This window comes from Pseudomonas helleri (assembly GCF_001043025.1).
GTDB lineage: Bacteria > Pseudomonadota > Gammaproteobacteria > Pseudomonadales > Pseudomonadaceae > Aquipseudomonas > Aquipseudomonas helleri.
In genome coordinates this window covers 132,040-154,246 of record NZ_JYLD01000004.1, presented here as the reverse complement: position 1 = coordinate 154,246, position 22,207 = coordinate 132,040, and the positions used below count along the sequence as shown (strand labels likewise).

General features: G+C 55.3%; 18 protein-coding genes. 13 read left to right on the top strand and 5 right to left on the bottom strand.

Going from position 1 to position 22,207, the window contains the following annotated elements; translation table 11 throughout:
• Window positions 1-73: 73 nt before the first annotated feature.
• The 3 genes from TU84_RS08370 to TU84_RS08360 form a co-directional block, all read right to left on the bottom strand.
• Window positions 74-739 (bottom strand): response regulator transcription factor, encoded by a 666-nt coding sequence (locus tag TU84_RS08370; protein WP_048368587.1) that lies wholly within the window; start codon window positions 737-739, stop codon window positions 74-76.
• A 217-nt stretch (window positions 740-956) separates the two neighbouring features.
• A complete protein-coding gene (locus TU84_RS08365; RefSeq protein WP_048368586.1) occupies window positions 957-1,745 on the bottom strand; it encodes an MlaA family lipoprotein in 789 nt (262 codons plus the stop codon).
• Entirely contained in the window at window positions 1,738-3,036 is a 1,299-nt protein-coding gene (locus tag TU84_RS08360; protein ID WP_048368585.1) for a serine/threonine protein kinase, read from the bottom strand. The genes TU84_RS08365 and TU84_RS08360 overlap by 8 nt, the downstream gene beginning before the upstream one ends.
• A 233-nt stretch (window positions 3,037-3,269) precedes the next feature.
• Here TU84_RS08360 and TU84_RS08355 point away from each other — a divergent pair, with 233 nt between their 5' ends.
• Complete coding sequence (locus TU84_RS08355) at window positions 3,270-3,638, top strand: hypothetical protein (RefSeq protein WP_048368584.1); 369 nt, start codon at window positions 3,270-3,272, stop codon at window positions 3,636-3,638.
• 78 nt (window positions 3,639-3,716) lie between these two features.
• Here the strand turns inward: TU84_RS08355 and TU84_RS08350 are convergent, their stop codons facing one another.
• On the bottom strand, window positions 3,717-5,258 hold the full coding sequence (locus tag TU84_RS08350; RefSeq protein WP_048368583.1) for a glycoside hydrolase family 17 protein: 1,542 nt from the start codon (window positions 5,256-5,258) through the stop codon (window positions 3,717-3,719).
• A gap of 281 nt (window positions 5,259-5,539) precedes the next feature.
• Here TU84_RS08350 and TU84_RS08345 point away from each other — a divergent pair, with 281 nt between their 5' ends.
• The 3 genes from TU84_RS08345 (at window position 5,540) to TU84_RS08335 (ending at window position 8,583) form a co-directional block, all read left to right on the top strand.
• Window positions 5,540-6,394, top strand: a complete 855-nt coding sequence (locus TU84_RS08345; RefSeq protein WP_048368582.1) for a glycine betaine ABC transporter substrate-binding protein — start codon at window positions 5,540-5,542, stop codon at window positions 6,392-6,394.
• 222 nt (window positions 6,395-6,616) lie between these two features.
• Entirely contained in the window at window positions 6,617-6,928 is a 312-nt protein-coding gene (locus TU84_RS08340) for a DUF485 domain-containing protein (protein ID WP_048368581.1), read from the top strand.
• Window positions 6,925-8,583 (top strand): cation acetate symporter, encoded by a 1,659-nt coding sequence (locus TU84_RS08335; protein WP_048368580.1) that lies wholly within the window; start codon window positions 6,925-6,927, stop codon window positions 8,581-8,583. The genes TU84_RS08340 and TU84_RS08335 overlap by 4 nt, the downstream gene beginning before the upstream one ends.
• Before the next feature lie 304 nt (window positions 8,584-8,887).
• Here the strand turns inward: TU84_RS08335 and gltA are convergent, their stop codons facing one another.
• Complete coding sequence (gene gltA / locus TU84_RS08330; RefSeq protein ID WP_048368579.1) at window positions 8,888-10,177, bottom strand: citrate synthase; 1,290 nt, start codon at window positions 10,175-10,177, stop codon at window positions 8,888-8,890.
• 350 nt (window positions 10,178-10,527) lie between these two features.
• On the opposite strand from gltA, the gene sdhC reads away from it, so the two are divergent.
• The 9 genes from sdhC (at window position 10,528) to sucD (ending at window position 21,942) form a co-directional block, all read left to right on the top strand.
• Window positions 10,528-10,914: a succinate dehydrogenase, cytochrome b556 subunit gene (gene sdhC / locus TU84_RS08325; protein ID WP_019408939.1), complete on the top strand. Its 387-nt coding sequence runs from the start codon at window positions 10,528-10,530 to the stop codon at window positions 10,912-10,914.
• A complete protein-coding gene (sdhD, locus tag TU84_RS08320; RefSeq protein ID WP_003446906.1) occupies window positions 10,908-11,276 on the top strand; it encodes a succinate dehydrogenase, hydrophobic membrane anchor protein in 369 nt (122 codons plus the stop codon). Before sdhC ends, sdhD begins: the two co-directional genes overlap by 7 nt.
• A gap of 3 nt (window positions 11,277-11,279) precedes the next feature.
• Window positions 11,280-13,055, top strand: coding sequence for a succinate dehydrogenase flavoprotein subunit (gene sdhA, locus TU84_RS08315; RefSeq protein WP_048368578.1), 1,776 nt, complete (start codon window positions 11,280-11,282; stop codon window positions 13,053-13,055).
• A gap of 11 nt (window positions 13,056-13,066) precedes the next feature.
• Window positions 13,067-13,771 carry a succinate dehydrogenase iron-sulfur subunit gene (locus tag TU84_RS08310; protein WP_048368577.1) on the top strand — a complete coding sequence of 235 codons (705 nt, stop codon included), beginning with the start codon at window positions 13,067-13,069 and terminating at the stop codon, window positions 13,769-13,771.
• Window positions 13,772-14,028: 257 nt separating this feature from the next.
• Window positions 14,029-16,860, top strand: a complete 2,832-nt coding sequence (locus tag TU84_RS08305) for a 2-oxoglutarate dehydrogenase E1 component (protein ID WP_048368576.1) — start codon at window positions 14,029-14,031, stop codon at window positions 16,858-16,860.
• Window positions 16,861-16,901: 41 nt separating this feature from the next.
• Window positions 16,902-18,125, top strand: coding sequence for a 2-oxoglutarate dehydrogenase complex dihydrolipoyllysine-residue succinyltransferase (gene odhB / locus TU84_RS08300; RefSeq protein ID WP_048368575.1), 1,224 nt, complete (start codon window positions 16,902-16,904; stop codon window positions 18,123-18,125).
• Between the two features lie 105 nt (window positions 18,126-18,230).
• A complete protein-coding gene (lpdA, locus tag TU84_RS08295; RefSeq protein ID WP_048368574.1) occupies window positions 18,231-19,667 on the top strand; it encodes a dihydrolipoyl dehydrogenase in 1,437 nt (478 codons plus the stop codon).
• 227 nt (window positions 19,668-19,894) lie between these two features.
• Window positions 19,895-21,061 (top strand): ADP-forming succinate--CoA ligase subunit beta, encoded by a 1,167-nt coding sequence (sucC, locus tag TU84_RS08290; protein WP_048368573.1) that lies wholly within the window; start codon window positions 19,895-19,897, stop codon window positions 21,059-21,061.
• Window positions 21,061-21,942: a succinate--CoA ligase subunit alpha gene (gene sucD, locus TU84_RS08285; RefSeq protein WP_003223019.1), complete on the top strand. Its 882-nt coding sequence runs from the start codon at window positions 21,061-21,063 to the stop codon at window positions 21,940-21,942. Before sucC ends, sucD begins: the two co-directional genes overlap by 1 nt.
• Window positions 21,943-22,207: the final 265 nt, after the last annotated feature.

The window sequence follows — 22,207 nt, the reverse complement described above, 5'->3', positions numbered from 1 at the left end:
ACTCTTTGTGTTACGGCGCCATTAATTGTTAATGGCGCCTTTTTTATAGAGTAGACTTTAGGGTGTTCGGGTTTTAAAAGCTTTGGCCAAATGCTGCGAGTTGGCTGTTGCTTTGGATGTCCAACTTATTCATGGCGCTACGTTTCTGTCGGCTGATCGTTTTTTCGCTGCGGTTCAAGCGTCTTGCAATTTCACGTCCTGAAAGGTCCTGAGCAAATAGGCGCACAACCTCCAACTCTTTGATCGACAGTCTGCTATTTATGATTTCGCCTTTTTTAGGGCTTCTCAATACCAGGCCAAAGCTCGGGCTCAGGTGACACCGACCTTGAATTGCCGCCCGCACTGCACTTTTAAATTCTTCAGCGGGGGAGTGCTTGTCAAGCAGGCAGGTGACGCCCAATTTGAGCAATTGCCTTAGAATCATTGGATTCTTCATCATGGTCATGACCAGCAACTTTACGTGAGGAAAGTTCCGGCGAATGTAGCTAATCAGCGCTAATCCATCTGGAAAGTTTTCTGAAGGCATAAAGAAGTCGGTAACAACCAGGTCACAGGGCTCCTGCTCTAATAGCTGAATAAGTGTCTCAGGGGTGGATGCCTCGTGGGTGATGCAGGTAGTCGGGTTGATTAATGTGCTTAGGGAAATGCGTGTGCCAATCAATACGACAGGGTGATCATCGGCAATAATCACTCGGGTTGGCTCATGATAAAGCTTATTGAGGAGAGTGGATGATGGCACGTTCTCATTCGTTCCTTGATAAGGTGAGCGCGTGCACTCTAACAAACATGTAGGAAGGACTATGTAAGATATTTCTTCAAGAAATTGAGAATGTGCTGTAAGGCTGTGTTTATTTCGGATAAATATATGTGGGAATTACTCGGACAATTCTGTAGGAAGGCTGGCAGGATTGAAATATTAGTATTCGCACCTACCCGCCTGCCTTTTGCTTTACGGCTTATTCAGTAATCTGCAACTTTCTAGCTTCCGTGTAGATGTAACGCAATTTGTCATATTCAAATGGCGAGTCGAATTGCCCGTAACGGAAGCTGGTGTTGTAGCGTTTATCGATGGCTTGCAGCAGCCAGATTTCCGGGTGGCGCGAGCTTTCGCGCGGTACGTTGAGGAAGTTGATTTCTCGATTGGCGCCGTAGTCGACCACCAGCCCCGTGGTGTCGCGCAGGTTTGATGGGCCCAGGATCGGCAGCATCAAATAGGGGCCGTCCGGTACACCATAAAAGCCCAGGGTTTGCCCGAAGTCTTCGCTCTGACGCGGTAGGCCCATGGCGGTAGCAGGATCCCACAGCCCGCCAACCCCCAGCGTGGTGTTAAACAGTAAGCGCGCGGTGGTTTTCAAGGAGCGGTCGCCCTTGAGTTGCAGCAAGCTATTAAACAGGTTCGGTACATCGCCCAGGTTATTAAAGAAGTTGGTGACACCAGTGCGCACAAAACTGGGTGTGACGTACCGGTAGCCATCGACCACTGGCAGGAATACCCATTGATCGAAGCGGTAGTTGAAGTGGTAAATGCGCCGGTTGATCGACTCCAGCGGGTCGTACACATTGAGCGCGCCCATGGTGGCGCGTTCAAATTCACGCTGATCGAGGCCTGGATTGAACTTCAACAGTTTTAAGGGTTGTGTAAAGCCATCAACGTCGTGTGTAGGTTCGATGTTGGCTTTGCTGTCGTCTGCCTGGGCGTAGCCGGCACTGAGTAGGGCGGCGAGAAGCACGAGATGTTTAGCCACGGAAGAACTCCAGCATGTCTTTGGTGTTAACGCGGTAGTTGAGATTGCCGCAGTGGCCACCATACGGGTAGACAGTCAGGCGGTTGCCGAAGGTCTTGCGCAAGAAGCCCAAATCACCAGGGCCCAGGATGATGTCGTCGGCATTGTGCATAACGGCAATTTTGGGGCTGTTTTTCAAATAGTCCTGCAAGGCATACAGGCTTACCTGGTCGATCAGTTGCAGCAAACTGCCGCCATCGGTGCGGGCGCGCCACATCGGTATGACTTGCTCGGTGAGGTAGCAATCGAAGTCGCACAGCAGTGAGCGCTTGAGGAATGGCGTCAGGCTAGTGCCTTCGGTAATGGGGTAGTTGGGAGGCGTGATCAGACCGCGACGGTTGATCAGGTCTGAAGTGAACACGATGTCGGCGGATGAAAACCGGAACATAGTGCCAATCAGCATTGCCATCTGTTCGTTGGTCAAACGCTCTTTGGAGTTTTGCAAGTCGTAGACCAGCGCGCCATTGAGATCGACGTAGCCTTTCTGCTTGAAGTACTCGGTGAGCTTGTTCAGTACCAACTCGTAGAACGTGGTGCTGCTATTGATGCCTTTAACTTCCGTTTGTACCAGCTTGTCGAGGTTGCTGATGGACGTATACAGGTTCACCGGCGGGTTAAGCATCAAGACTTTCTTGAAGTTGAAGCTTTTGCGGGTTTCGTCCAGGTGGCTGACGAAGGCCGCGTCCAGTGCGCCAAGGCTATAACCCGCGAGGTAGTACTCAGTCACCGGCACATTGGCTTGTTGGGCGCGAACCGCTTGCATGACGTGATACAAGTCTTCGGCATCGTATTGGCTGATACCGGGTGTGGCAAAGCGTGAAGCCGCGCTCATAAAGTCATAGCTGGTTGGCGACGACAATTGCACAACGTGGTAGCCGGCTTGATAGAACAGCTTTTTCAAAAACTCGTTGAGGCTGCTGTCGTAGGGCGCCCCTGTACCGGCGATCAGGAAGATCAGCGGGGCCGCGTGGTCTTGCTTGGCGATTCGGTAGGTGAGCTTTTTCACTGCCCAGAAGTTGGCCGGCAAGGTGAACTCGCGCTCTGGTCGCAGCTTGAGGGTGTAATCCGATTGGTTGATGTCATCTTCGCTGGGCAGCAGTGGGCGCATTTCCGGCGGGGTTGTAGCAATTGTGGCTTCGAAGGGGTTGGTCAGGGGGTAGCCATAAGTGGCGGGATCGACATCGACCGCTTGTGCGGACGCACTCAAAATAAGGCCGCACAGCAAGGCGGCAAAGGGTAGAGAACGAAGCATGACGACTATCCCTAATAAAGTGCGGAAAATGATTCGCAGGCTATGACCACAGGGCTACAGTCGAAGTGCCATTGTCTGACACAAAATACATCCCCCGGGCAGAAGAAAGCAGGCAATGAACTACCAGAAGATACACGTTGAATGACTTTAGTGAACAGTTATCTGATTGCAAGGCTTGCATACCCCTAAAGGGCGATTAAGCTGGGCGCCGCTTTTGCCTATTGGAGTTTTGTATGCGCCCTCGTTTGCCGTGGATCTTGCTGCTCATTGCCTTGCCATTGTGGCTGGCGGCCAGTTATGGCCTGCGTTACGGCTTGATGGAGGACCCGCAATGGGTGGGAACGTGCGTTGCTGAGGCCGGGCGTTGGGAATGCCAGTTGCGCTCAAACCTTGGCTGGTTGATTCACTTCAGGGCGTTGGGCTGGGCGGCGTTGGTGACGTCGGTGCTGGCTTTTTTTGTACGGGGACGTGTTGGCAATGCTCTGGCGGTGTTGGCGTTGCTGTTTGGCTTGCCGGCATTGGCGCTCTACAACGCCAGTTTAGCGGTCTTTGCCGTGGTGATTGCGGGGTTGCGGCTGGTTCGGGCAAAACCGCAAAAATAATCCAGTCCAGGAGCGAGCTTGCGATCTTTTTAAAGATCAAAAGATCGCGAGGCAAGCTCGCTCCTGTAGATTTTTGGGTTATTGACGGCGACTGCGCCACAGCGCGATGACCATCAATACACTGACCAAGGCCCATACCCAGGCTTGTTGGTTGTTCAGGCCTTCGCGGTACAGTTGCAGCGGGATGCCCGCGCCGATGATCAGCGCCAACAGGCTGAGTTCACGCCGTGGTCCGCTCGCCGGGCGCAGCAGGTAAACCAAAGCTGGCAGCATCAGAGCGGCACTCGGGAAGCTGCGATAGCGGGGTTCAAATACCAGGCCCAGCATCATGACTGCACCGGCAAACCCGGCGGCTGCGATCCAGCACCCTGCATGACGCTCGAGCACGTTGAACAGGCGCTTACGCCAGCCCTGTTGTTGCCCCAGCGCCAAAGCGCCGTGGGCGAGCACAATCAGATTGAGCACAACCAACAACCCGGCCCATGTCCATTCTTCGGCAAAGCGACTGGTGACTGATGCCAGTTCGGCCCATGCCACCAGGCTACAACCCGCCACGGCCCCCAAGGCCGGCAGTAACAGGGCCGAGCGCGTGCTGCGTACGCGTCCACCGATCAACAATGTGGCTGCAAACAGGGCGATGCCCAGTCCCAACCAGGCTGGCCAATGGGGCAGGTTGGTTACGGGGCCTGCAAGTATGCCTTTATCTTGGCGGTCGGCATCAAACAGCCCCCAGTAACCGCCCACTGCACCCTCACTTGCACGCTTCCAAGGTTGGTCGAAGGCTTCGATCAGGTTGTATTTCCAGCCGTTCTGTTCGGCCAGGGTGACAAAGCCACGAATGAATTTGGCTTCGTTGACGCGGCTCGGCAGGGCGGTTTCGCGCTGGCGGCCTTCGCTGGGCCAGCCGGTTTCGCCGATCAGGATGTCTTTATCGAATTTGCTGCCGAATTCCTTGCGAACCTGGGCGACGTGGTTGACGGCCTGGTCGATCCCCGCAGGGTCGTCTTCCCAATACGGCAGCAAGTGGATGGTCAGAAAGTCTACCGCTGGAGCGATTTCAGGGTGTTGCAACCAGAACTCCCACACATCGGCGTAGGTGACAGGTTGTTTGATCTGGCTTTTGACCTGCGTGATCAGCTTGACCAGTTGGGGTGCAGTGATTTCTTTGCGCAGCAAGGTTTCGTTGCCGACAATCACGGCGCTGATGACATCCGGGTTGGCATTGGCGTTGGCGATCAGTGCGTCGACCTCTTTTTGGGTCTCTACCGCGTTGCTGCTAACCCAGGCGCCACTCATCATCTTCAGCCCGTGCTTGCGGGCCAGTTGCGGGAGGGCTTCAAGCCCGGCCTGGGAGTACGTGCGGATACACTCAAAGCGTGTCGCCAACAATGCCAGGTCCGCGTCCATGCGTTCTACGCGGGGTACGAAAGGCTGGTCGAACGGGGACTGGTCTTTGTCGAACGGTGTGTAAGACGCACATTGCAGTTTGTGCGTAGGGGTGGCGGCATCGGGCAGGATGACGGGTTTGCCCAGGCCATACCAGAAACCGGCAATGGCACACACGCCCAGCAAGCAGGCAAGGAGGTAGGGCAACACAGGGGAGCGGGCAGTCGCGGACATGGTCAGGCCGTATGGGAGCAAAGCCGCGCATCTTACCTGCAATCAGCTGCGCCTAGAGCCTCCGTATAATTTTGTCATGCAAAGTTCAGGTGGGTGTCCGGGCAAAGTGCTTTGAGGCAGCGGCAGATGTCGTTGATGGTTGGCTGGGCGTCGTCGTCAGAGCAGGGCACTTGGCAGGCGAGGCCGATTATCAGGGGGGATGTTATGTCGGGGTGTTGATAAAGCCCTGGAACCTGATGTGGTCCGGCACTCGTCGGGCCCGGCACAGCGAGGAATCATAGATGAAGATGCGACGACTCTTGAGCGCGGGAGCTGCCTTGGTGCTGGCGATGAGTGCGGGGTTGGCGATTGCTCAGACCAAGCCCACCCTTAATATCGGTTATGTCGACGGTTGGTCCGACAGTGTGGCGACAACGTTCGTGGCCGCAGAGGTGATCAAGCAGAAGTTGGGTTACGACGTGAAATTGATGCCGGTAGCCACGGGCATCATGTGGCAGGGCGTGGCCACTGGCAAACTCGATGCGATGCTGTCTGCCTGGCTGCCAGTGACTCACGGCGAATACTGGGCCAAGAATAAAGACAAAGTGGTGGATTTTGGCCCCAACTTTAAAGAAGCAAAAATTGGTTTGATTGTGCCGGAGTACGTAGAGGCCAAATCGATTGCTGATCTGAAGGACGATAAAGGCTATAAAAACAAAATCGTAGGGATTGATGCAGGGTCGGGCGTGATGTTGAAAGCGGACGAAGCAATCAAGGACTACGGTTTGAATTATAAGTTGCAAGCCAGTTCGGGTGCGGCCATGACCTCTGAGCTTGGGCGTGCATACGCTAAAAATGAACCGATTGTAGTGACGGGCTGGGTACCGCACTGGATGTTCGCCAAGTGGAAGTTGCGCTTCCTGGACGATCCAAAGGGCGTCTTTGGCGCTGCAGAAACTGTCAATAGCGTCGGTAGCAAGGACCTGGAAAAGAAAGCACCCGAAGTTGAAGCGTTCTTGAAGAAGTTTTCGTGGAACTCCAAAGACGAAATTGGTGAGGTTATGTTGGCCATTCAAGAGGGGGCCAAGCCAGAAGCTGCCGCCAAAGATTGGGTTGCCAAACACCCTGAGCGTGTCGCTGAGTGGACGGCTAAATAACCGCGAAGTGTCTAGCTCGCAGCACACAGAACCGCCCGGTTTAATCGCCGGGCGGTTTTTCTATTTTGAGCACTGGCCAAATGATGTCGTTATTCGCGCAGCCTAGAGAATACGGGGCCTGTAGGGTATTTCGGTTCTACTACTAAAGTCGTCTGGCTTAGAGATCGAAGCCCCCTAATAGTGAAACCGTTACATCTCTTCTGTGCTGCGAGGACAAAAATAATGAACGACAGCATTTACCTCTCGATTCAAAACAGCCCGCGTTTCAAGGAGCTGGTCAAAAAAAGGGAGCGGTTCGCCTGGATTCTTTCAGCGATCATGCTCGGTTTATATGCCGCCTTTATTCTGTTGATTGCTTACGGGTCGCACATCATGGGGGCCAAGTTGTACCCCGGCTCCGCTATAACCTGGGGAATACCGATCGGGATCGGGCTGATTATTTCGGCCTTTGTTCTGACTGCTATTTATATTCACCGGGCCAATGGCGAGTTTGACGACCTGAACAATGCAATTCTGAAGGAGGCTGAGCAATGATCCGGCGTCTATTGGCAACACTGGGCATTGCTGCCTTGTCTCAAGGTGTCTGGGCGGCTGACGCCTTGACGGGGGAAGTTCAAAAACAACCGCTTAACGTCTCTGCAATTATTATGTTCCTCGCGTTTGTAGGCGCGACCCTGTGTATTACTTACTGGGCCTCCAAGCGTAATAAGTCAGCTGCGGACTACTATGCCGCAGGTGGCAAGATCACCGGCTTTCAAAATGGTCTGGCGATTGCGGGCGACTATATGTCTGCCGCATCGTTTTTGGGTATTTCCGCGCTGGTGTATACCTCTGGCTACGATGGCCTGATCTATTCGATTGGCTTTTTGGTGGGTTGGCCAATCATTCTGTTCCTGATTGCCGAGCGTCTGCGTAACTTGGGTAAATACACCTTTGCAGACGTGGCGTCGTACCGTCTGGGCCAAACCCAGATCCGTTCGCTGTCAGCGTGTGGTTCGCTGGTGGTTGTCGCGTTCTACCTGATTGCGCAAATGGTCGGTGCGGGCAAGCTGATTCAATTGCTGTTCGGTCTCGATTATCACGTTGCGGTAATTCTGGTCGGCATTCTGATGTGCCTGTATGTATTGTTCGGCGGCATGTTGGCGACTACATGGGTGCAGATCATCAAGGCGGTGTTGCTGTTGTCCGGTGCGACCTTCATGGCTGTGATGGTGATGAAGCACGTTAACTTTGACTTCAACTCGCTGTTCGCTGAAGCGGTCAAGATTAACCCCAAAGGCGAGGCCATCATGAGCCCGGGCGGCCTGGTGAAGGATCCGATTTCGGCCTTCTCGCTGGGTCTGGCGCTGATGTTTGGTACCGCAGGCCTGCCGCACATCCTGATGCGCTTCTTCACCGTGAGTGACGCTAAAGAAGCCCGCAAGAGCGTGCTGTACGCGACTGGCTTTATTGGTTACTTCTACATTCTGACCTTCATCATTGGTTTCGGCGCGATCATTCTGGTCAGCACCAACCCGGCTTTCAAAGATGCAGCGGGCGGTTTGTTGGGCGGTAACAACATGGCGGCGGTGCATTTGGCTGACGCGGTGGGCGGTAGCATCTTCCTGGGCTTTATCTCGGCCGTGGCCTTCGCGACGATTCTCGCGGTGGTTGCAGGGCTGACGCTGGCCGGTGCTTCGGCGGTGTCTCACGACCTGTACGCCAGTGTGTTCAAAAAGGGCAAAGCTAACGATAAAGATGAAATCCGCGTCTCCAAAATCACCACGGTGGCGTTGGGCGTGTTGGCGATTGGTCTGGGTATCTTGTTCGAAAGCCAAAACATCGCGTTTATGGTGGGCCTGGCGTTCTCTATCGCGGCGAGCTGTAACTTCCCGGTACTGCTGCTTTCGATGTACTGGAAGAACCTCACCACGCGCGGCGCCATGATCGGCGGTTGGCTGGGTCTGATCAGCGCTGTTGGCTTGATGGTATTGGGTCCAACCATTTGGGTGCAGATTCTGCATCATGAAAAAGCGATCTTCCCTTACGAATATCCAGCCTTGTTCTCCATGATCATTGCGTTCGTGGGTATCTGGTTCTTCTCCGTGACCGACAAATCCAAGTCGGCTGCGAAAGAGCGAGCGCTGTTCTTCCCGCAGTTTGTTCGTTCACAAACCGGGTTGGGGGCAAGCGGGGCGGTAGACCACTAAAGCAGCGGCAAGTTGTTAGCTGCAAGCTGCAAGCTGCAAGTTAGAAGCGGTCTGTTTAATGAGATCCCCCTGTCGTGAGGCAGGGGGGTTTTTATTTGGGGGGAGGGCGCGCCTTGTAGTCGCTGCCGAGGCACGAAGGCTGCGATAGGGGCTGCCTGCCTTGTGCACAGAGCTGCTTCAAATCCCATCGCAGCCTTCGTGCCTCGGCAGCGACTACGGTTTTTGTGGGCACAAAAAAATACGGCCTCTAACAAGTAGAGGCCGTATCGGCAGCAGCTAAGACGCTATCGTGGTATCAATGGTCTTATTTGCGGTCTTCAAGCTTGCTGAAGTCACGCGACTCGTAGCCGGTGTACAGCTGACGCGGACGGCCAATCTTGTACGGGCTGGAGAGCATTTCTTTCCAGTGCGAGATCCAGCCGACAGTCCGCGACAGGGCGAAGATTACGGTGAACATGCTGGTAGGAATGCCGATCGCCTTGAGGATGATCCCCGAGTAGAAGTCGACGTTCGGGTACAGCGAGCGCTCGATGAAGTAAGGGTCGGTCAGAGCGATCTCTTCCAGGCGCATGGCCAGTTCGAGTTGTGGGTCATTTTTGATGCCCAGCTCTTTCAGTACTTCGTCGCAGGTCTTTTTCATCACGGTGGCGCGTGGGTCGCGGTTTTTGTAAACGCGGTGACCGAAGCCCATCAGTTTGAATGGATCGTTCTTGTCCTTGGCCTTGGCGATGAACTTGTCGATGTTGGACACATCGCCAATTTCGTCGAGCATGGTCAGAACAGCTTCGTTGGCGCCGCCGTGAGCCGGGCCCCACAGTGCTGCGATGCCTGCAGCGATACACGCGAACGGGTTGGCGCCCGAAGAGCCCGCCAAGCGTACGGTAGAGGTCGATGCGTTCTGTTCGTGGTCGGCGTGCAGGATAAAGATCTTATCCATGGCCTTGGCCAGTACCGGGCTGATCGGTTTGATCTCGCACGGTGTGTTGAACATCATGTGCAGGAAGTTTTCGGCGTAGCTCAGGTCGTTACGCGGGTACATCATGGGTTGACCCATGGAGTACTTGTAAACCATGGCTGCCAGCGTTGGCATCTTGGCAACCAGACGGATCGCGGAGATTTCGCGATGCTGCGGGTTATTGATGTCCAGGGAGTCGTGGTAGAAAGCCGACAGTGCGCCGACCACGCCGCACATGACGGCCATCGGGTGAGCGTCACGACGGAAGCCGTTGAAGAAGGTCTTCAACTGCTCGTGAACCATGGTGTGGTTCTTCACGTTGCTGACAAACTGAGCCTTCTGTTCTACCGTCGGCAGTTCGCCGTTCAGCAGCAGGTAAGCTGTTTCCAGGTAGTCAGAGTGTTCAGCCAGTTGTTCGATCGGGTAGCCGCGGTGCAGCAGGATACCGTTGTCACCATCAATATAGGTGATCTTCGACTCGCAGGATGCAGTCGACATGAAGCCTGGGTCGAATGTGAATCGGCCCGTGGCCGTGAGGCCGCGCACATCGATTACATCGGGACCAACGGTGCCAGTTAAAATGGGCAGCTCGACGGGGGCAGCGCCCTCGATGATCAACTGCGCTTTTTTGTCAGCCATGTGGCCTCCTATTTATGCTTGAAATCATCAGACAGACCCCCCACGCAGGGCCCGCACCACTATAGTTAGATAAATTTGAATGTCAATTTGCCTAAAGTCTTGCTGTACAAGGCTTTCAGGAGTCATTTTTCTCGAATATCCCCGCCGTTTACGCCTTTTATGCGAAGAGTGCAATGCTCTATTAGAGGGAGGTGATTGCGTTGTCATTAGTAACCTAACTGTCTATACTCGGCAGCCGACCGCCAGAGGCTTTTGGGCCTGTTTAGATGGGGGTCGTCACTCCCGGGTGGTGGGTACCTGACCAGTGCGCATCCCAACAAACTTGCCCTGATTGTTAGGGGCTCTTCAGTGTGAAAAAAGCCGTGAATAGCCAACGACCTGTAAACCTAGACCTAAGGACCATCAAACTCCCCATCACCGGCGTTACGTCGTTTCTGCACCGCGTATCGGGCATCATTCTTTTTCTCGGCCTGGGCTTCATGCTTTATGCATTGAGCAAATCCCTGGGTTCCGAAGAAGGTTTTGCCGAGGTGAAGGCATGCTTGACCAGCCCGCTGGCCAAATTCATTGCATGGGGCCTGCTATCTGCCTTGCTGTATCACTTGGTTGCCGGTGTGCGCCACTTGATCATGGATATGGGCATCGGTGAGACGCTGGAAGGCGGCAAGCTGGGCTCGAAAATCGTAATCGTCATTTCCGTAGTGATGATTGTTCTGGCAGGAGTTTGGATATGGTAACCAGCGTTACGAACCTATCGCGTTCGGGCCTCTATGACTGGATGGCACAACGTGTGTCTGCGGTCGTTCTAGCGGCTTATTTCATTTTCCTGATCGGATACCTCGTTGCGAACCCTGGCATTGGCTACGCCCAATGGCACGAACTGTTCGCAAGCAACTGGATGCGTATCTTCAGCCTGTTGGCCCTGGTTGCCCTTGGCGCTCACGCCTGGGTCGGCATGTGGACCATCGCGACTGACTACCTGACGCCAATGGCGCTGGGCAAGTCCGCGACAGCAGTACGTTTCCTCTTCCAGGCAGTATGCGGCGTTGCGATGTTCGCTTACTTCGTCTGGGGTGTGCAGATTCTTTGGGGTATCTGATTCATGGCTAACACAGTTAATACACTTTCCTTCGACGCCATCATTATTGGCGGCGGCGGTGCCGGTATGCGCGCTGCGTTGCAACTGGCTCAAGGCGGTCACAAGACTGCTGTAATCACCAAGGTTTTCCCGACTCGTTCCCACACCGTATCGGCTCAGGGTGGCATCACCTGCGCGATCGCGTCTGCGGATCCAAACGATGACTGGCGCTGGCACATGTACGATACCGTCAAGGGTTCCGACTACATCGGTGACCAGGACGCTATCGAATACATGTGTTCCGTAGGCCCAGAGGCCGTATTCGAACTCGAGCACATGGGTCTGCCGTTCTCCCGTACCGAGCAAGGCCGTATCTACCAGCGTCCTTTCGGCGGTCAGTCCAAGGACTTTGGTAAAGGTGGCCAGGCTGCCCGTACCTGCGCTGCTGCTGACCGTACCGGTCACGCACTGCTGCACACCCTGTACCAGGCCAACCTGAAAGCCGGCACTGTATTCCTGAACGAATACTACGGTGTCGACCTGGTTAAAAACGAAGCTGGCGATTTCGTCGGCATGATCGTTATCTGCATCGAAACTGGCGAAACTTCCTATGTTCGTGCCAACGCCACCGTATTGGCGACTGGCGGTGCAGGCCGTATCTACTCTTCGACGACCAACGCCCTGATCAACACAGGCGACGGTATCGGCATGGCCCTGCGTGCAGGCGTACCGGTACAGGACATCGAAATGTGGCAGTTCCACCCAACCGGTATTGCCGGCGCCGGTGTACTGGTTACCGAAGGTTGCCGTGGTGAAGGTGGATACCTGATCAACAAACACGGCGAGCGTTTCATGGAGCGTTACGCTCCGAACGCCAAAGACCTTGCTGGTCGTGACGTAGTAGCACGCTCGATGGTTAAAGAAATCATCGCGGGCAACGGTTGCGGTCCAGATGGCGACCACGTAATGCTGAAACTTGACCACCTCGGTGAAGAAGTTCTGCACAGCCGTCTGCCAGGTATCTGCGAACTGTCCAAGACTTTCGCCCACGTTGACCCGGTACTGGCTCCAGTTCCAGTGGTTCCAACTTGCCACTATATGATGGGCGGCGTTGCCACCAACATTCATGGCCAGGCGATCACTCAGGACGCCGACGGCAACGACCAGATCATCCCTGGCCTGTTCGCAGTGGGTGAAGTGGCGTGCGTATCGGTTCACGGTGCCAACCGTCTGGGCGGCAACTCGTTGCTCGACCTGGTGGTATTCGGTCGTGCTGCCGGTCTGTTCCTTGAGCAGACGCTTAAAGAAGGCGTTGATTACGCTCGTCCACGTCAGTCCGACATTGACGCTGCCTTGGCACGTCTTGACGGTCTGAATTCGCGCACTGATGGCGAAGACGTTGCGACCCTGCGCAAAGAACTGCAGAGCTGCATGCAGAATTACTTCGGTGTATTCCGTACTGGCGAATACATGCAGAAGGGTATTACCCAACTGCAAGACCTGCGCAAGCGCATTGCCAACGTCAAGATCAACGATAAGAGCCAGGCGTTCAACACTGCTCGTATCGAAGCTCTTGAGCTGCAAAACCTGCTCGAAGTGGCTGAAGCCACTGCTATCGCTGCTGAAACCCGTAAGGAATCGCGCGGTGCTCACGCCCGTGAAGACTTCGAAGATCGTGACGACGTTAACTGGCTGTGCCACACCCTGTACTTCCCGGGTGAGAAACGCGTAGCCAAGCGTGCGGTGAACTTCTCGCCGAAAACCGTTCCGACCTTCCAGCCAATGGTTCGTACTTACTAAGGGTGGCCGATATGTTGAAAGTCAGTGTTTATCGCTACAACCCGGATCAGGACGCTGCGCCGTTCATGCAAGAATTCCAGGTCAATACCAACGGTAAAGACCTGATGGTGCTTGACGTACTGGCCCTGATCAAAGAGCAGGACGAAGGTTTCTCCTATCGTCGCTCTTGCCGTGAGGGCGTTTGCGGCTCCGACGGCATGAACATCAACGGTAAAAACGGCCTGGCGTGCGTAACGCCGCTGTCCTCCGTTGTAAAAGGTAACAAGTTGGTGATTCGTCCGCTGCCAGGTTTGCCGGTTATCCGTGACCTGGTCGTCGACATGAGCATCTTCTACAAGCAATACGAGAAGGTGAAGCCGTTCCTGCAGAACGATACTCCGGCTCCGGCCATCGAGCGTCTGCAATCGCCAGAAGAGCGTGAAAAGCTCGACGGTCTGTACGAGTGCATCCTGTGCGCCTGCTGCTCGACTTCGTGCCCGTCCTTCTGGTGGAACCCGGACAAGTTCCTGGGCCCTGCTGCACTGCTGCAAGCCTATCGCTTCCTGGCTGACAGCCGTGACACCAAGACCAGCGAGCGTCTGGCTTCACTGGATGACCCGTTCAGCGTATTCCGCTGCCGCGGGATCATGAACTGCGTAAACGTGTGTCCGAAGGGCCTGAACCCGACTAAGGCCATCGGTCACGTGCGTAGCATGCTGCTGCAAAGCGGCGTGTGATTCAAAGCTGCACTGCAACATCGTTGTAACCGTAGATGCTACGGCGCAGGCTTCAACCGGCGCCGTAGTTATAACCTGAGCAGCAGCTCACAAAGTTGCGGCTCTTATTTTGAAGAAATGAGACCAGCAGGGGCATCCGGGCTGGTACCCGGACTATCAGCGTGACTCAAGTGGCTTGTTTTAGTCGCTGTATTCGGACTTTCTCAAGTGCTGTGGTGTTTTCGCCGATGGTGTCCCCTAACCGAGGGTGACCAAGCATGCAAGAAAGCGTGATGCAGCGCATGTGGAACAGCGGCTATCTTTCAGGTGGTAACGCTGCCTATGTGGAAGAGCTCTACGAGCTCTACCTGCACGACCCTAACGCTGTGCCAGAAGAATGGCGCACCAAATTTCAGACGTTGCCTACTGAGGGCAACTCTGCCAACGATGTTTCGCACTCCACAATCCGCGATCATTTCGTGTTGCTGGCGAAGAACCAGCGCCGCGCCCAACCGGTATCTGCCGGAAGCGTGAGCAGCGAACACGAGAAGAAGCAGGTTGAAGTGCTGCGATTGATCCAGGCCTATCGGATGCGCGGCCACCAGGCAGCCCAGCTTGATCCGCTGGGGCTGTGGCAGCGTCCTGCACCTGCAGACCTGTCGATCAATCATTACGGCTTGACCAATGCCGATCTTGATACGACCTTCCGTGCCGGCGACCTGTATATCGGCAAAGAGGAAGCGAGCCTACGCGAAATTCTCGAAGCGTTGCAGCAGACATATTGCCGCACCATTGGCGCCGAGTTCACGCACATCGTCGATTCCGAGCAACGCCACTGGTTTGAACAGCGTCTCGAAAGCGTACGTGGCCGTCCGACCTATTCGGCAGACATCAAAAGCCACCTGCTTGAGCGCGTGACCGCAGCTGAAGGCCTGGAGAAGTACCTGGGCACTAAGTACCCGGGCACCAAGCGTTTCGGTCTGGAAGGCGGCGAGAGCCTGATTCCGTTGCTGGACGAGCTGATTCAGCGTTCGGGCAACTACGGCACCAAAGAAATCGTTATCGGCATGGCCCACCGTGGTCGTCTGAACGTGCTGGTCAACACCTTCGGTAAAAACCCGCGCGACCTGTTCGACGAGTTCGAAGGCAAGAAGCAAATCGAGCTGGGTTCCGGTGACGTTAAATACCACCAGGGCTTCTCGTCCAACGTGATGACCTCGGGTGGCGAAGTTCACCTGGCCATGGCGTTTAACCCTTCCCACCTGGAAATCGTTTCTCCAGTGGTTGAAGGTTCGGTACGTGCACGTCAAGACCGTCGTAACGACGCAACGGGCGAAAAAGTACTGCCTATTTCCATCCACGGTGACGCTGCATTCGCAGGTCAGGGCGTGGTCATGGAAACCTTCCAGATGTCGCAGACTCGCGGCTTCAAGACTGGCGGTACGGTTCACCTGGTGATCAACAACCAGGTTGGCTTCACCATCAGCAACCCTGAAGACTCGCGTTCGACCGAGTACTGCACTGACGTCGCGAAAATGATTCAGGCGCCGATCCTCCATGTTAATGGTGATGATCCGGAAGCCGTTCTGTTCGTGACCCAACTGGCAATCGACTACCGCATGCAGTTCAAGCGTGACGTCGTGATCGACCTGTTCTGCTACCGCCGTCGCGGTCACAACGAGGCCGACGAGCCAAACGGTACTCAGCCGTTGATGTATCAGCAAATCGCCAAGCAGCGCACCACGCGTGAACTGTATGCCGAGCGTCTGACTCAAGAGAAAGTGGTAGACGAAGAGCGCGTTCAAGCCAAGATCGACGAATACCGCAACGCGCTGGACAACGGTCTGCATGTTGTGAAAAGTCTGGTCAAAGAGCCGAACAAAGAGCTGTTCGTTGACTGGCGCCCGTACCTGGGCCACGCCTGGACTGCGCGTCACGACACACGCTTTGATCTGAAAACCCTGCAAGAACTGTCGGCCAAGCTGCTGGAAATTCCAGAAGGCTTCGTCATGCAGCGTCAGGTGTCGAAGATCTACGAAGACCGTCAAAAAATGCAAGCCGGCGGCCTGCCGATCAACTGGGGTTATGCCGAAACCATGGCATACGCGACCCTGGCGTTCGAAGGTCACCCGATCCGCATGACCGGTCAGGACATCGGCCGCGGTACGTTCTCGCACCGTCACGCTGTGTTGCACAACCAAAAAGATGCCAGCACCTACATTCCTCTGCAGCACCTGTACGAAGGTCAGCCTCGCTTTGACCTGTACGACTCGCTGCTGTCGGAAGAAGCGGTATTGGCGTTCGAATACGGCTACTCGACTACCACGCCAAACGGCCTGGTGATCTGGGAAGCCCAGTTCGGTGACTTCGCCAACGGTGCACAGGTTGTTATCGACCAGTTCATCACCAGCGGCGAGCACAAGTGGGGTCGCCTGTGCGGTCTGACCATGCTGTTGCCACACGGCTACGAAGGTCAGGGCCCTGAGCACTCCTCGGCACGTCTTGAGCGTTACCTGCAATTGTGCGCTGAGCACAACATTCAGGTGTGCGTACCAACCACTCCAGCGCAGATCTACCACCTGCTGCGCCGTCAGGTTATCCGTCCGCTGCGCAAGCCGCTGGTGGTACTGACACCGAAGTCGTTGCTGCGTCACAAATTGGCAATCTCGACACTGGAAGATCTGGCCGAAGGTTCGTTCCAGACCGTTATTCCAGAAATCGATGCACAAGATCCGGCGAACGTCGGTCGTATCGTGCTGTGTAGCGGCAAGGTCTACTACGACCTGTTGGAAAAACGCCGTGCCGAAGGTCGTGATGACATCGCTATCGTGCGTCTTGAGCAGCTGTATCCGTTCCCTGAGGACGACTTGATTGAAGTCCTGGCTCCGTACAAAAACGCCAAGCACATTGTCTGGTGTCAGGAAGAGCCAATGAACCAGGGCGCCTGGTACTGCAGCCAGCACCACATGCGTCGCATCATTGGCGGTCACGATAAATCTCTCGTACTTGAGTACGCGGGCCGTGACGCTTCAGCTGCACCTGCTTGTGGTTACGCATCGATGCACGCTGAACAACAGGCCAAACTGTTGCAAGACGCGTTCACTGTTTAACGCCTTCGCGCACTGAAACCGAATTAAAGGAACCAAAGAACATGGCTATCGAGATCAAAGCCCCAACATTTCCGGAATCGGTTGCCGATGGCACCGTTGCCACCTGGCACAAGCAACCAGGCGACGCTGTAAAGCGTGACGACCTGATCGTTGACATCGAAACCGACAAAGTCGTACTGGAAGTATTGGCGACTGCTGACGGCGTTCTGGGCGCAATCGTGAAAAACGAAGGCGACACCGTTCTGTCCGACGAAGTACTGGGCTCCATCGTTGAAGGCGGTGCTGCTGCCGCTGCTCCAGCCGCCGCTGCTGCACCGGCTGCCCAAGCTGCTGCTCCAGCCGCTGCTGACGGCGAAGACGATCCAGTGGCTGCTCCGGCTGCACGCAAGATCGCTGAAGAAAACGGCATCAACATCGCTTCCGTTGCCGGTACTGGCAAAGGCGGTCGTGTGACCAAAGAAGACGTTGTGGCTGCTGTTGCTGCCAAGAAAGCCGCTCCGGCTGCCGCACCTGCCAAAGCTGCTGCGCCTGCTGCCACTGCTCCGGTATTCGCTGCTGGCGACCGCGTAGAAAAACGCGTTCCGATGACCCGCGTTCGCGCTACCGTGGCCAAGCGTCTGGTAGAAGCTCAGTCGAACATGGCGATGCTGACCACGTTCAACGAAGTTGACATGACCGAAATCATGGCACTGCGTTCGAAGTACAAGGACCTGTTCGAGAAGTCCCACAACGGCGTACGCCTGGGCTTCATGTCGTTCTTCGTTAAAGCCGCTACCGAAGCCCTGAAACGCTTCCCGGCTGTCAACGCTTCGATCGACGGTTCGGACATCGTTTACCACGGCTACGCCGACATCGGTGTTGCAGTGTCCAGCGACCGTGGCCTGGTAGTTCCAGTACTGCGTAACGCTGAACTGATGAGCCTGGCTGAAATCGAAGGCGGCATCGCTGCTTACGGCAAAAAAGCCCGTGATGGCAAACTGTCGATCGACGAAATGACCGGCGGTACCTTCACCATCACCAACGGTGGTACTTTCGGTTCGATGATGTCTACCCCGATCGTTAACCCGCCGCAAGCCGCGATCCTGGGCATGCACAACATCCTTCAGCGTCCAATGGCAGTCAACGGTCAGGTTGTAATCCGTCCGATGATGTACCTGGCTCTGTCTTACGATCACCGCTTGATCGACGGCAAAGAAGCTGTAAGTTTCCTGGTAGCCATCAAAAACCTGCTGGAAGACCCAGCTCGTCTGCTGCTGGATATTTAATAGGAGCAGCTTCAAGTTGCGAGCTTCAAGCTGCCTGTAACGCAGCTTGGCTTGCAGCTTGAAGTTCCGAGCTTGAAGCTTGTAGCTAATAGAGGATCTATTCCCATGTCTCAGAAATTTGACGTTGTAGTGATTGGTGCGGGCCCTGGCGGCTACGTTGCCGCGATCAAGGCCGCGCAACTGGGCCTTTCGACTGCATGCATCGAAAAATACACCGACAAAGAAGGCAAACTGGCATTGGGCGGTACTTGCCTGAACGTTGGTTGCATTCCATCCAAGGCGCTGCTGGACAGCTCCTGGAAGTATCACGAAGCCAAGGATGCATTTGCTATCCACGGCATCACCACCGGTGAAGTGAACATGGACGTGCCAGCGATGGTTGGCCGTAAAGCCAACATCGTTAAAGGCCTGACCTCCGGCGTTGCGACCCTGTTCAAAGCCAACGGTGTGACCTCCCTGCAAGGCCACGGCAAACTGCTGGCCGGCAAGCGCGTTGAGCTGACCAAGCCAGACGGCAGCGTTGAAATCATCGAAGCCGAGAACGTTATCCTGGCTTCCGGTTCGCGTCCTATCGACATTCCGCCAGCTCCAGTTGATAACAACGTGATCGTTGATTCGACCGGCGCTCTGGAATTTCAGGCCGTACCTAAGCGTCTGGGCGTTATCGGCGCTGGCGTTATCGGTCTGGAACTGGGTTCGGTATGGTCCCGTCTGGGCGCTCAGGTAACGGTTCTGGAAGCACTGGACACGTTCCTGATGGCGGCTGACGCTGCTGTGTCCAAAGAAGCCTACAAAACCCTGACCAAACAAGGTCTGGACATCAAGCTGGGCGCTCGCGTGACCGGTTCCAAGGTAAACGGCGACGAAGTCGTTGTGACCTACACCGACGCCAACGGCGAACAGACCATCACCTTCGACAAGCTGATCGTAGCGGTAGGTCGTCGCCCTGTGACCACCGAACTGCTGGCAGCTGACAGCGGTGTGACCATCGACGAGCGCGGTTTCGTGTTTGTTGACGATCATTGCGCGACCAGCGTACCGGGCGTTTACGCCATCGGTGACGTGGTTCGCGGCATGATGCTGGCACATAAGGCGTCTGAAGAAGGCATCATGGTGGTTGAACGCATCAAAGGTCACAAGACCGAGATGAACTACGACCTGATTCCATCGGTTATTTACACTCACCCGGAGATCGCATGGGTAGGTAAAACCGAACAGGCCTTGAAAGCTGAAGGCGTTGAAGTTAACGTCGGCACCTTCCCGTTCGCAGCCAGTGGCCGTGCCATGGCAGCAAACGACACCGGTGGCTTTGTTAAAGTCATTGCTGATGCCAAAACTGACCGCGTACTGGGCGTCCACGTGATTGGCCCGAGCGCAGCAGAGCTGGTACAGCAGGGCGCAATCGGTATGGAATTCGGCACCAGTGCCGAGGATCTGGGCATGATGGTTTTCTCCCATCCAACCCTGTCCGAAGCGTTGCATGAAGCAGCGCTGGCAGTGAATGGCGGCGCCATCCACATTGCCAACCGTAAGAAACGTTAAGACCAGACAATAAGAAACCACGGCGGTTTGCCCGTCGTGAGCCTTGCTAGCAAGCCTCACCGCGGAACTTCCGCCGGACGCAGTCTTGTCTTGTTTTATCCAGGCCCGGCCTTTGCTCACGCAATGGCCGGGTTTGCTAAAGCAGCACAAGCAGCAGTCACAGGTGGTGCGGCACTAATAAAAGTGCAGCGCCGAATGCGCAGTACCTAACGAAGACGGTAAAAAGCATGAATCTTCACGAGTATCAGGGTAAGCAGCTGTTCGCTGAGTACGGCCTGCCAGTATCCAAGGGTTATGCAGTAGACACCCCGGAAGCAGCGGCTGAAGCTTGCGACAAAATTGGCGGGACCGAATGGGTTGTAAAAGCCCAGGTTCACGCAGGCGGTCGCGGCAAAGCGGGCGGCGTTAAGCTGGTTCGCAACAAAGAAGACGCTAAAGCATTTGCACAGCAGTGGCTGGGCAAGCGTCTGGTGACTTACCAAACTGACGCCAATGGTCAGCCGGTCACCAAAATCCTGGTTGAATCCTGCACTGATATCGCTAAAGAGCTGTACCTGGGCGCTGTCGTTGACCGTTCCAGCCGTCGTATCGTGTTCATGGCTTCCACTGAAGGTGGCGTGGACATCGAGAAGATCGCACACGACACTCCAGAAAAAATTCTCAAAGCAACCATCGATCCACTGGTTGGCGCTCAGCCATTCCAGGGTCGCGAGTTGGCATTCCAGCTGGGTCTGGAAGGCAAGCAAGTTGCTCAGTTCGCCAAGATCTTCGTAGGTCTGGCCAAACTGTTCAAGGATCACGATCTGGCCCTGCTGGAAGTGAACCCGCTGGTTATCAAGACTGACGGCGACCTGCACTGCCTCGATGCAAAAATCAACATCGACGCAAACGCCATGTACCGTCAGCCCAAGCTGAAAACTTTCCACGATCCGTCGCAAGACGATCCGCGCGAAGCGCACGCTGCCCAGTTCGAACTGAACTACGTAGCGCTGGAAGGCAACATCGGCTGCATGGTAAACGGTGCCGGTCTGGCCATGGGTACCATGGACATCGTTAACCTGCACGGCGGCAAGCCAGCCAACTTCCTCGACGTAGGTGGCGGCGCAACTAAAGAACGCGTAACTGAAGCGTTCAAAATCATTCTGTCCGACAGCAATGTCGCGGCAGTACTGGTTAACATTTTCGGCGGCATCGTTCGTTGCGACATGATTGCTGAAGGCATCATCGGCGCAGTGAAAGAAGTCGGCGTGAAAATCCCGGTGGTTGTGCGCCTTGAAGGCAACAACGCTGAACTGGGCGCTAAAGTACTGGCAGACAGCGGCCTGAACATCATCGCTGCTACCAGCTTGACCGACGCTGCTCAACAAGTTGTTAAAGCTGCGGAGGGCAAGTAATGAGCGTCCTGATCAATAAAGACACCAAAGTTATCTGCCAGGGCATCACTGGTTCGCAAGGTAGCTTCCACACCCAGCAAGCCATCGAGTACGGCACCAAGATGGTTGGCGGCGTAACTCCGGGCAAAGGCGGCACCGAGCACCTGGGTCTGCCAGTGTTCAACACCGTGAAAGACGCCGTAGCTGCCACTGGCGCCACCGCCAGCGTGATCTACGTTCCGGCTCCTTTCTGCAAGGACTCCATCCTTGAAGCAGCGTTCGGCGGCATCAAGCTGATCGTTTGCATCACCGAAGGCATTCCTACCCTGGACATGCTGGACGCTAAAGTTAAGTGCGACGAGCTGGGTGTTACCCTGATCGGCCCTAACTGCCCAGGCGTGATCACCCCGGGCGAGTGCAAGATCGGCATCATGCCAGGTCACATTCACTTGCCAGGCAAAGTAGGTATCGTGTCGCGTTCCGGCACCCTGACTTACGAAGCTGTGAAGCAAACCACTGACGCCGGTTTCGGTCAGTCGACGTGTGTAGGTATCGGTGGTGACCCGATCCCTGGCTCGAACTTCATCGACATCCTGAAACTGTTCCAGGAAGACCCGAAGACCGAAGCGATCGTCATGATCGGTGAGATCGGCGGTTCGGCTGAAGAAGAAGCGGCTGCCTACATCAAGGCACACGTGACCAAGCCAGTTGTTTCCTACATCGCTGGTGTGACTGCCCCTCCAGGCAAGCGCATGGGCCATGCTGGCGCAATCATCTCTGGCGGCAAGGGCACTGCAGACGAGAAGTTTGCTGCTCTGCAAGACGCAGGCGTAAAAACCGTGCGTTCGCTGGCAGACATCGGCAAGGCCTTGGCCGAGCTGACCGGTTGGGCTGTCAAGTAAGCCACGCGCTTAACTGATTGCTACACCAGGCAAAGGCCACCTTCGGGTGGCCTTTGTGCATTCTGGCTACTTAAATCCCTGTAGGAGCGAGCTTGCCTCGCGATCTTTTGACCTTAAAAAAGATCGCGAGACAAGCTCGCTCCTACAGCGATGTGGGAATACCAATGTAGGAAAATCACACCAGTTTAAATTTCGATGTCATCCAGGCGACAACTGCGTTCGTTCATCGGACAGAATGCCCTGCAACAGTGCGTTCATCTTAAAA

Excerpts from the sequence above, each read along its gene's own strand:
- TU84_RS08360 (WP_048368585.1), bottom strand. The coding sequence starts at position 3,036 with ATGCTTCGTTCTCTACCCTTTGCCGCCTTGCTGTGCGGCCTTATTTTG.
- TU84_RS08355 (WP_048368584.1), top strand. The coding sequence starts at position 3,270 with ATGCGCCCTCGTTTGCCGTGGATCTTGCTGCTCATTGCCTTGCCATTG.
- TU84_RS08350 (WP_048368583.1), bottom strand. The coding sequence starts at position 5,258 with ATGTCCGCGACTGCCCGCTCCCCTGTGTTGCCCTACCTCCTTGCCTGC.
- TU84_RS08345 (WP_048368582.1), top strand. The coding sequence starts at position 5,540 with ATGAAGATGCGACGACTCTTGAGCGCGGGAGCTGCCTTGGTGCTGGCG.
- TU84_RS08340 (WP_048368581.1), top strand. The coding sequence starts at position 6,617 with ATGAACGACAGCATTTACCTCTCGATTCAAAACAGCCCGCGTTTCAAG.
- TU84_RS08335 (WP_048368580.1), top strand. The coding sequence starts at position 6,925 with ATGATCCGGCGTCTATTGGCAACACTGGGCATTGCTGCCTTGTCTCAA.
- gltA (WP_048368579.1), bottom strand. The coding sequence starts at position 10,177 with ATGGCTGACAAAAAAGCGCAGTTGATCATCGAGGGCGCTGCCCCCGTC.
- sdhD (WP_003446906.1), top strand. The coding sequence starts at position 10,908 with ATGGTAACCAGCGTTACGAACCTATCGCGTTCGGGCCTCTATGACTGG.
- sdhA (WP_048368578.1), top strand. The coding sequence starts at position 11,280 with ATGGCTAACACAGTTAATACACTTTCCTTCGACGCCATCATTATTGGC.
- TU84_RS08310 (WP_048368577.1), top strand. The coding sequence starts at position 13,067 with ATGTTGAAAGTCAGTGTTTATCGCTACAACCCGGATCAGGACGCTGCG.
- TU84_RS08305 (WP_048368576.1), top strand. The coding sequence starts at position 14,029 with ATGCAAGAAAGCGTGATGCAGCGCATGTGGAACAGCGGCTATCTTTCA.
- odhB (WP_048368575.1), top strand. The coding sequence starts at position 16,902 with ATGGCTATCGAGATCAAAGCCCCAACATTTCCGGAATCGGTTGCCGAT.
- lpdA (WP_048368574.1), top strand. The coding sequence starts at position 18,231 with ATGTCTCAGAAATTTGACGTTGTAGTGATTGGTGCGGGCCCTGGCGGC.
- sucC (WP_048368573.1), top strand. The coding sequence starts at position 19,895 with ATGAATCTTCACGAGTATCAGGGTAAGCAGCTGTTCGCTGAGTACGGC.
- sucD (WP_003223019.1), top strand. The coding sequence starts at position 21,061 with ATGAGCGTCCTGATCAATAAAGACACCAAAGTTATCTGCCAGGGCATC.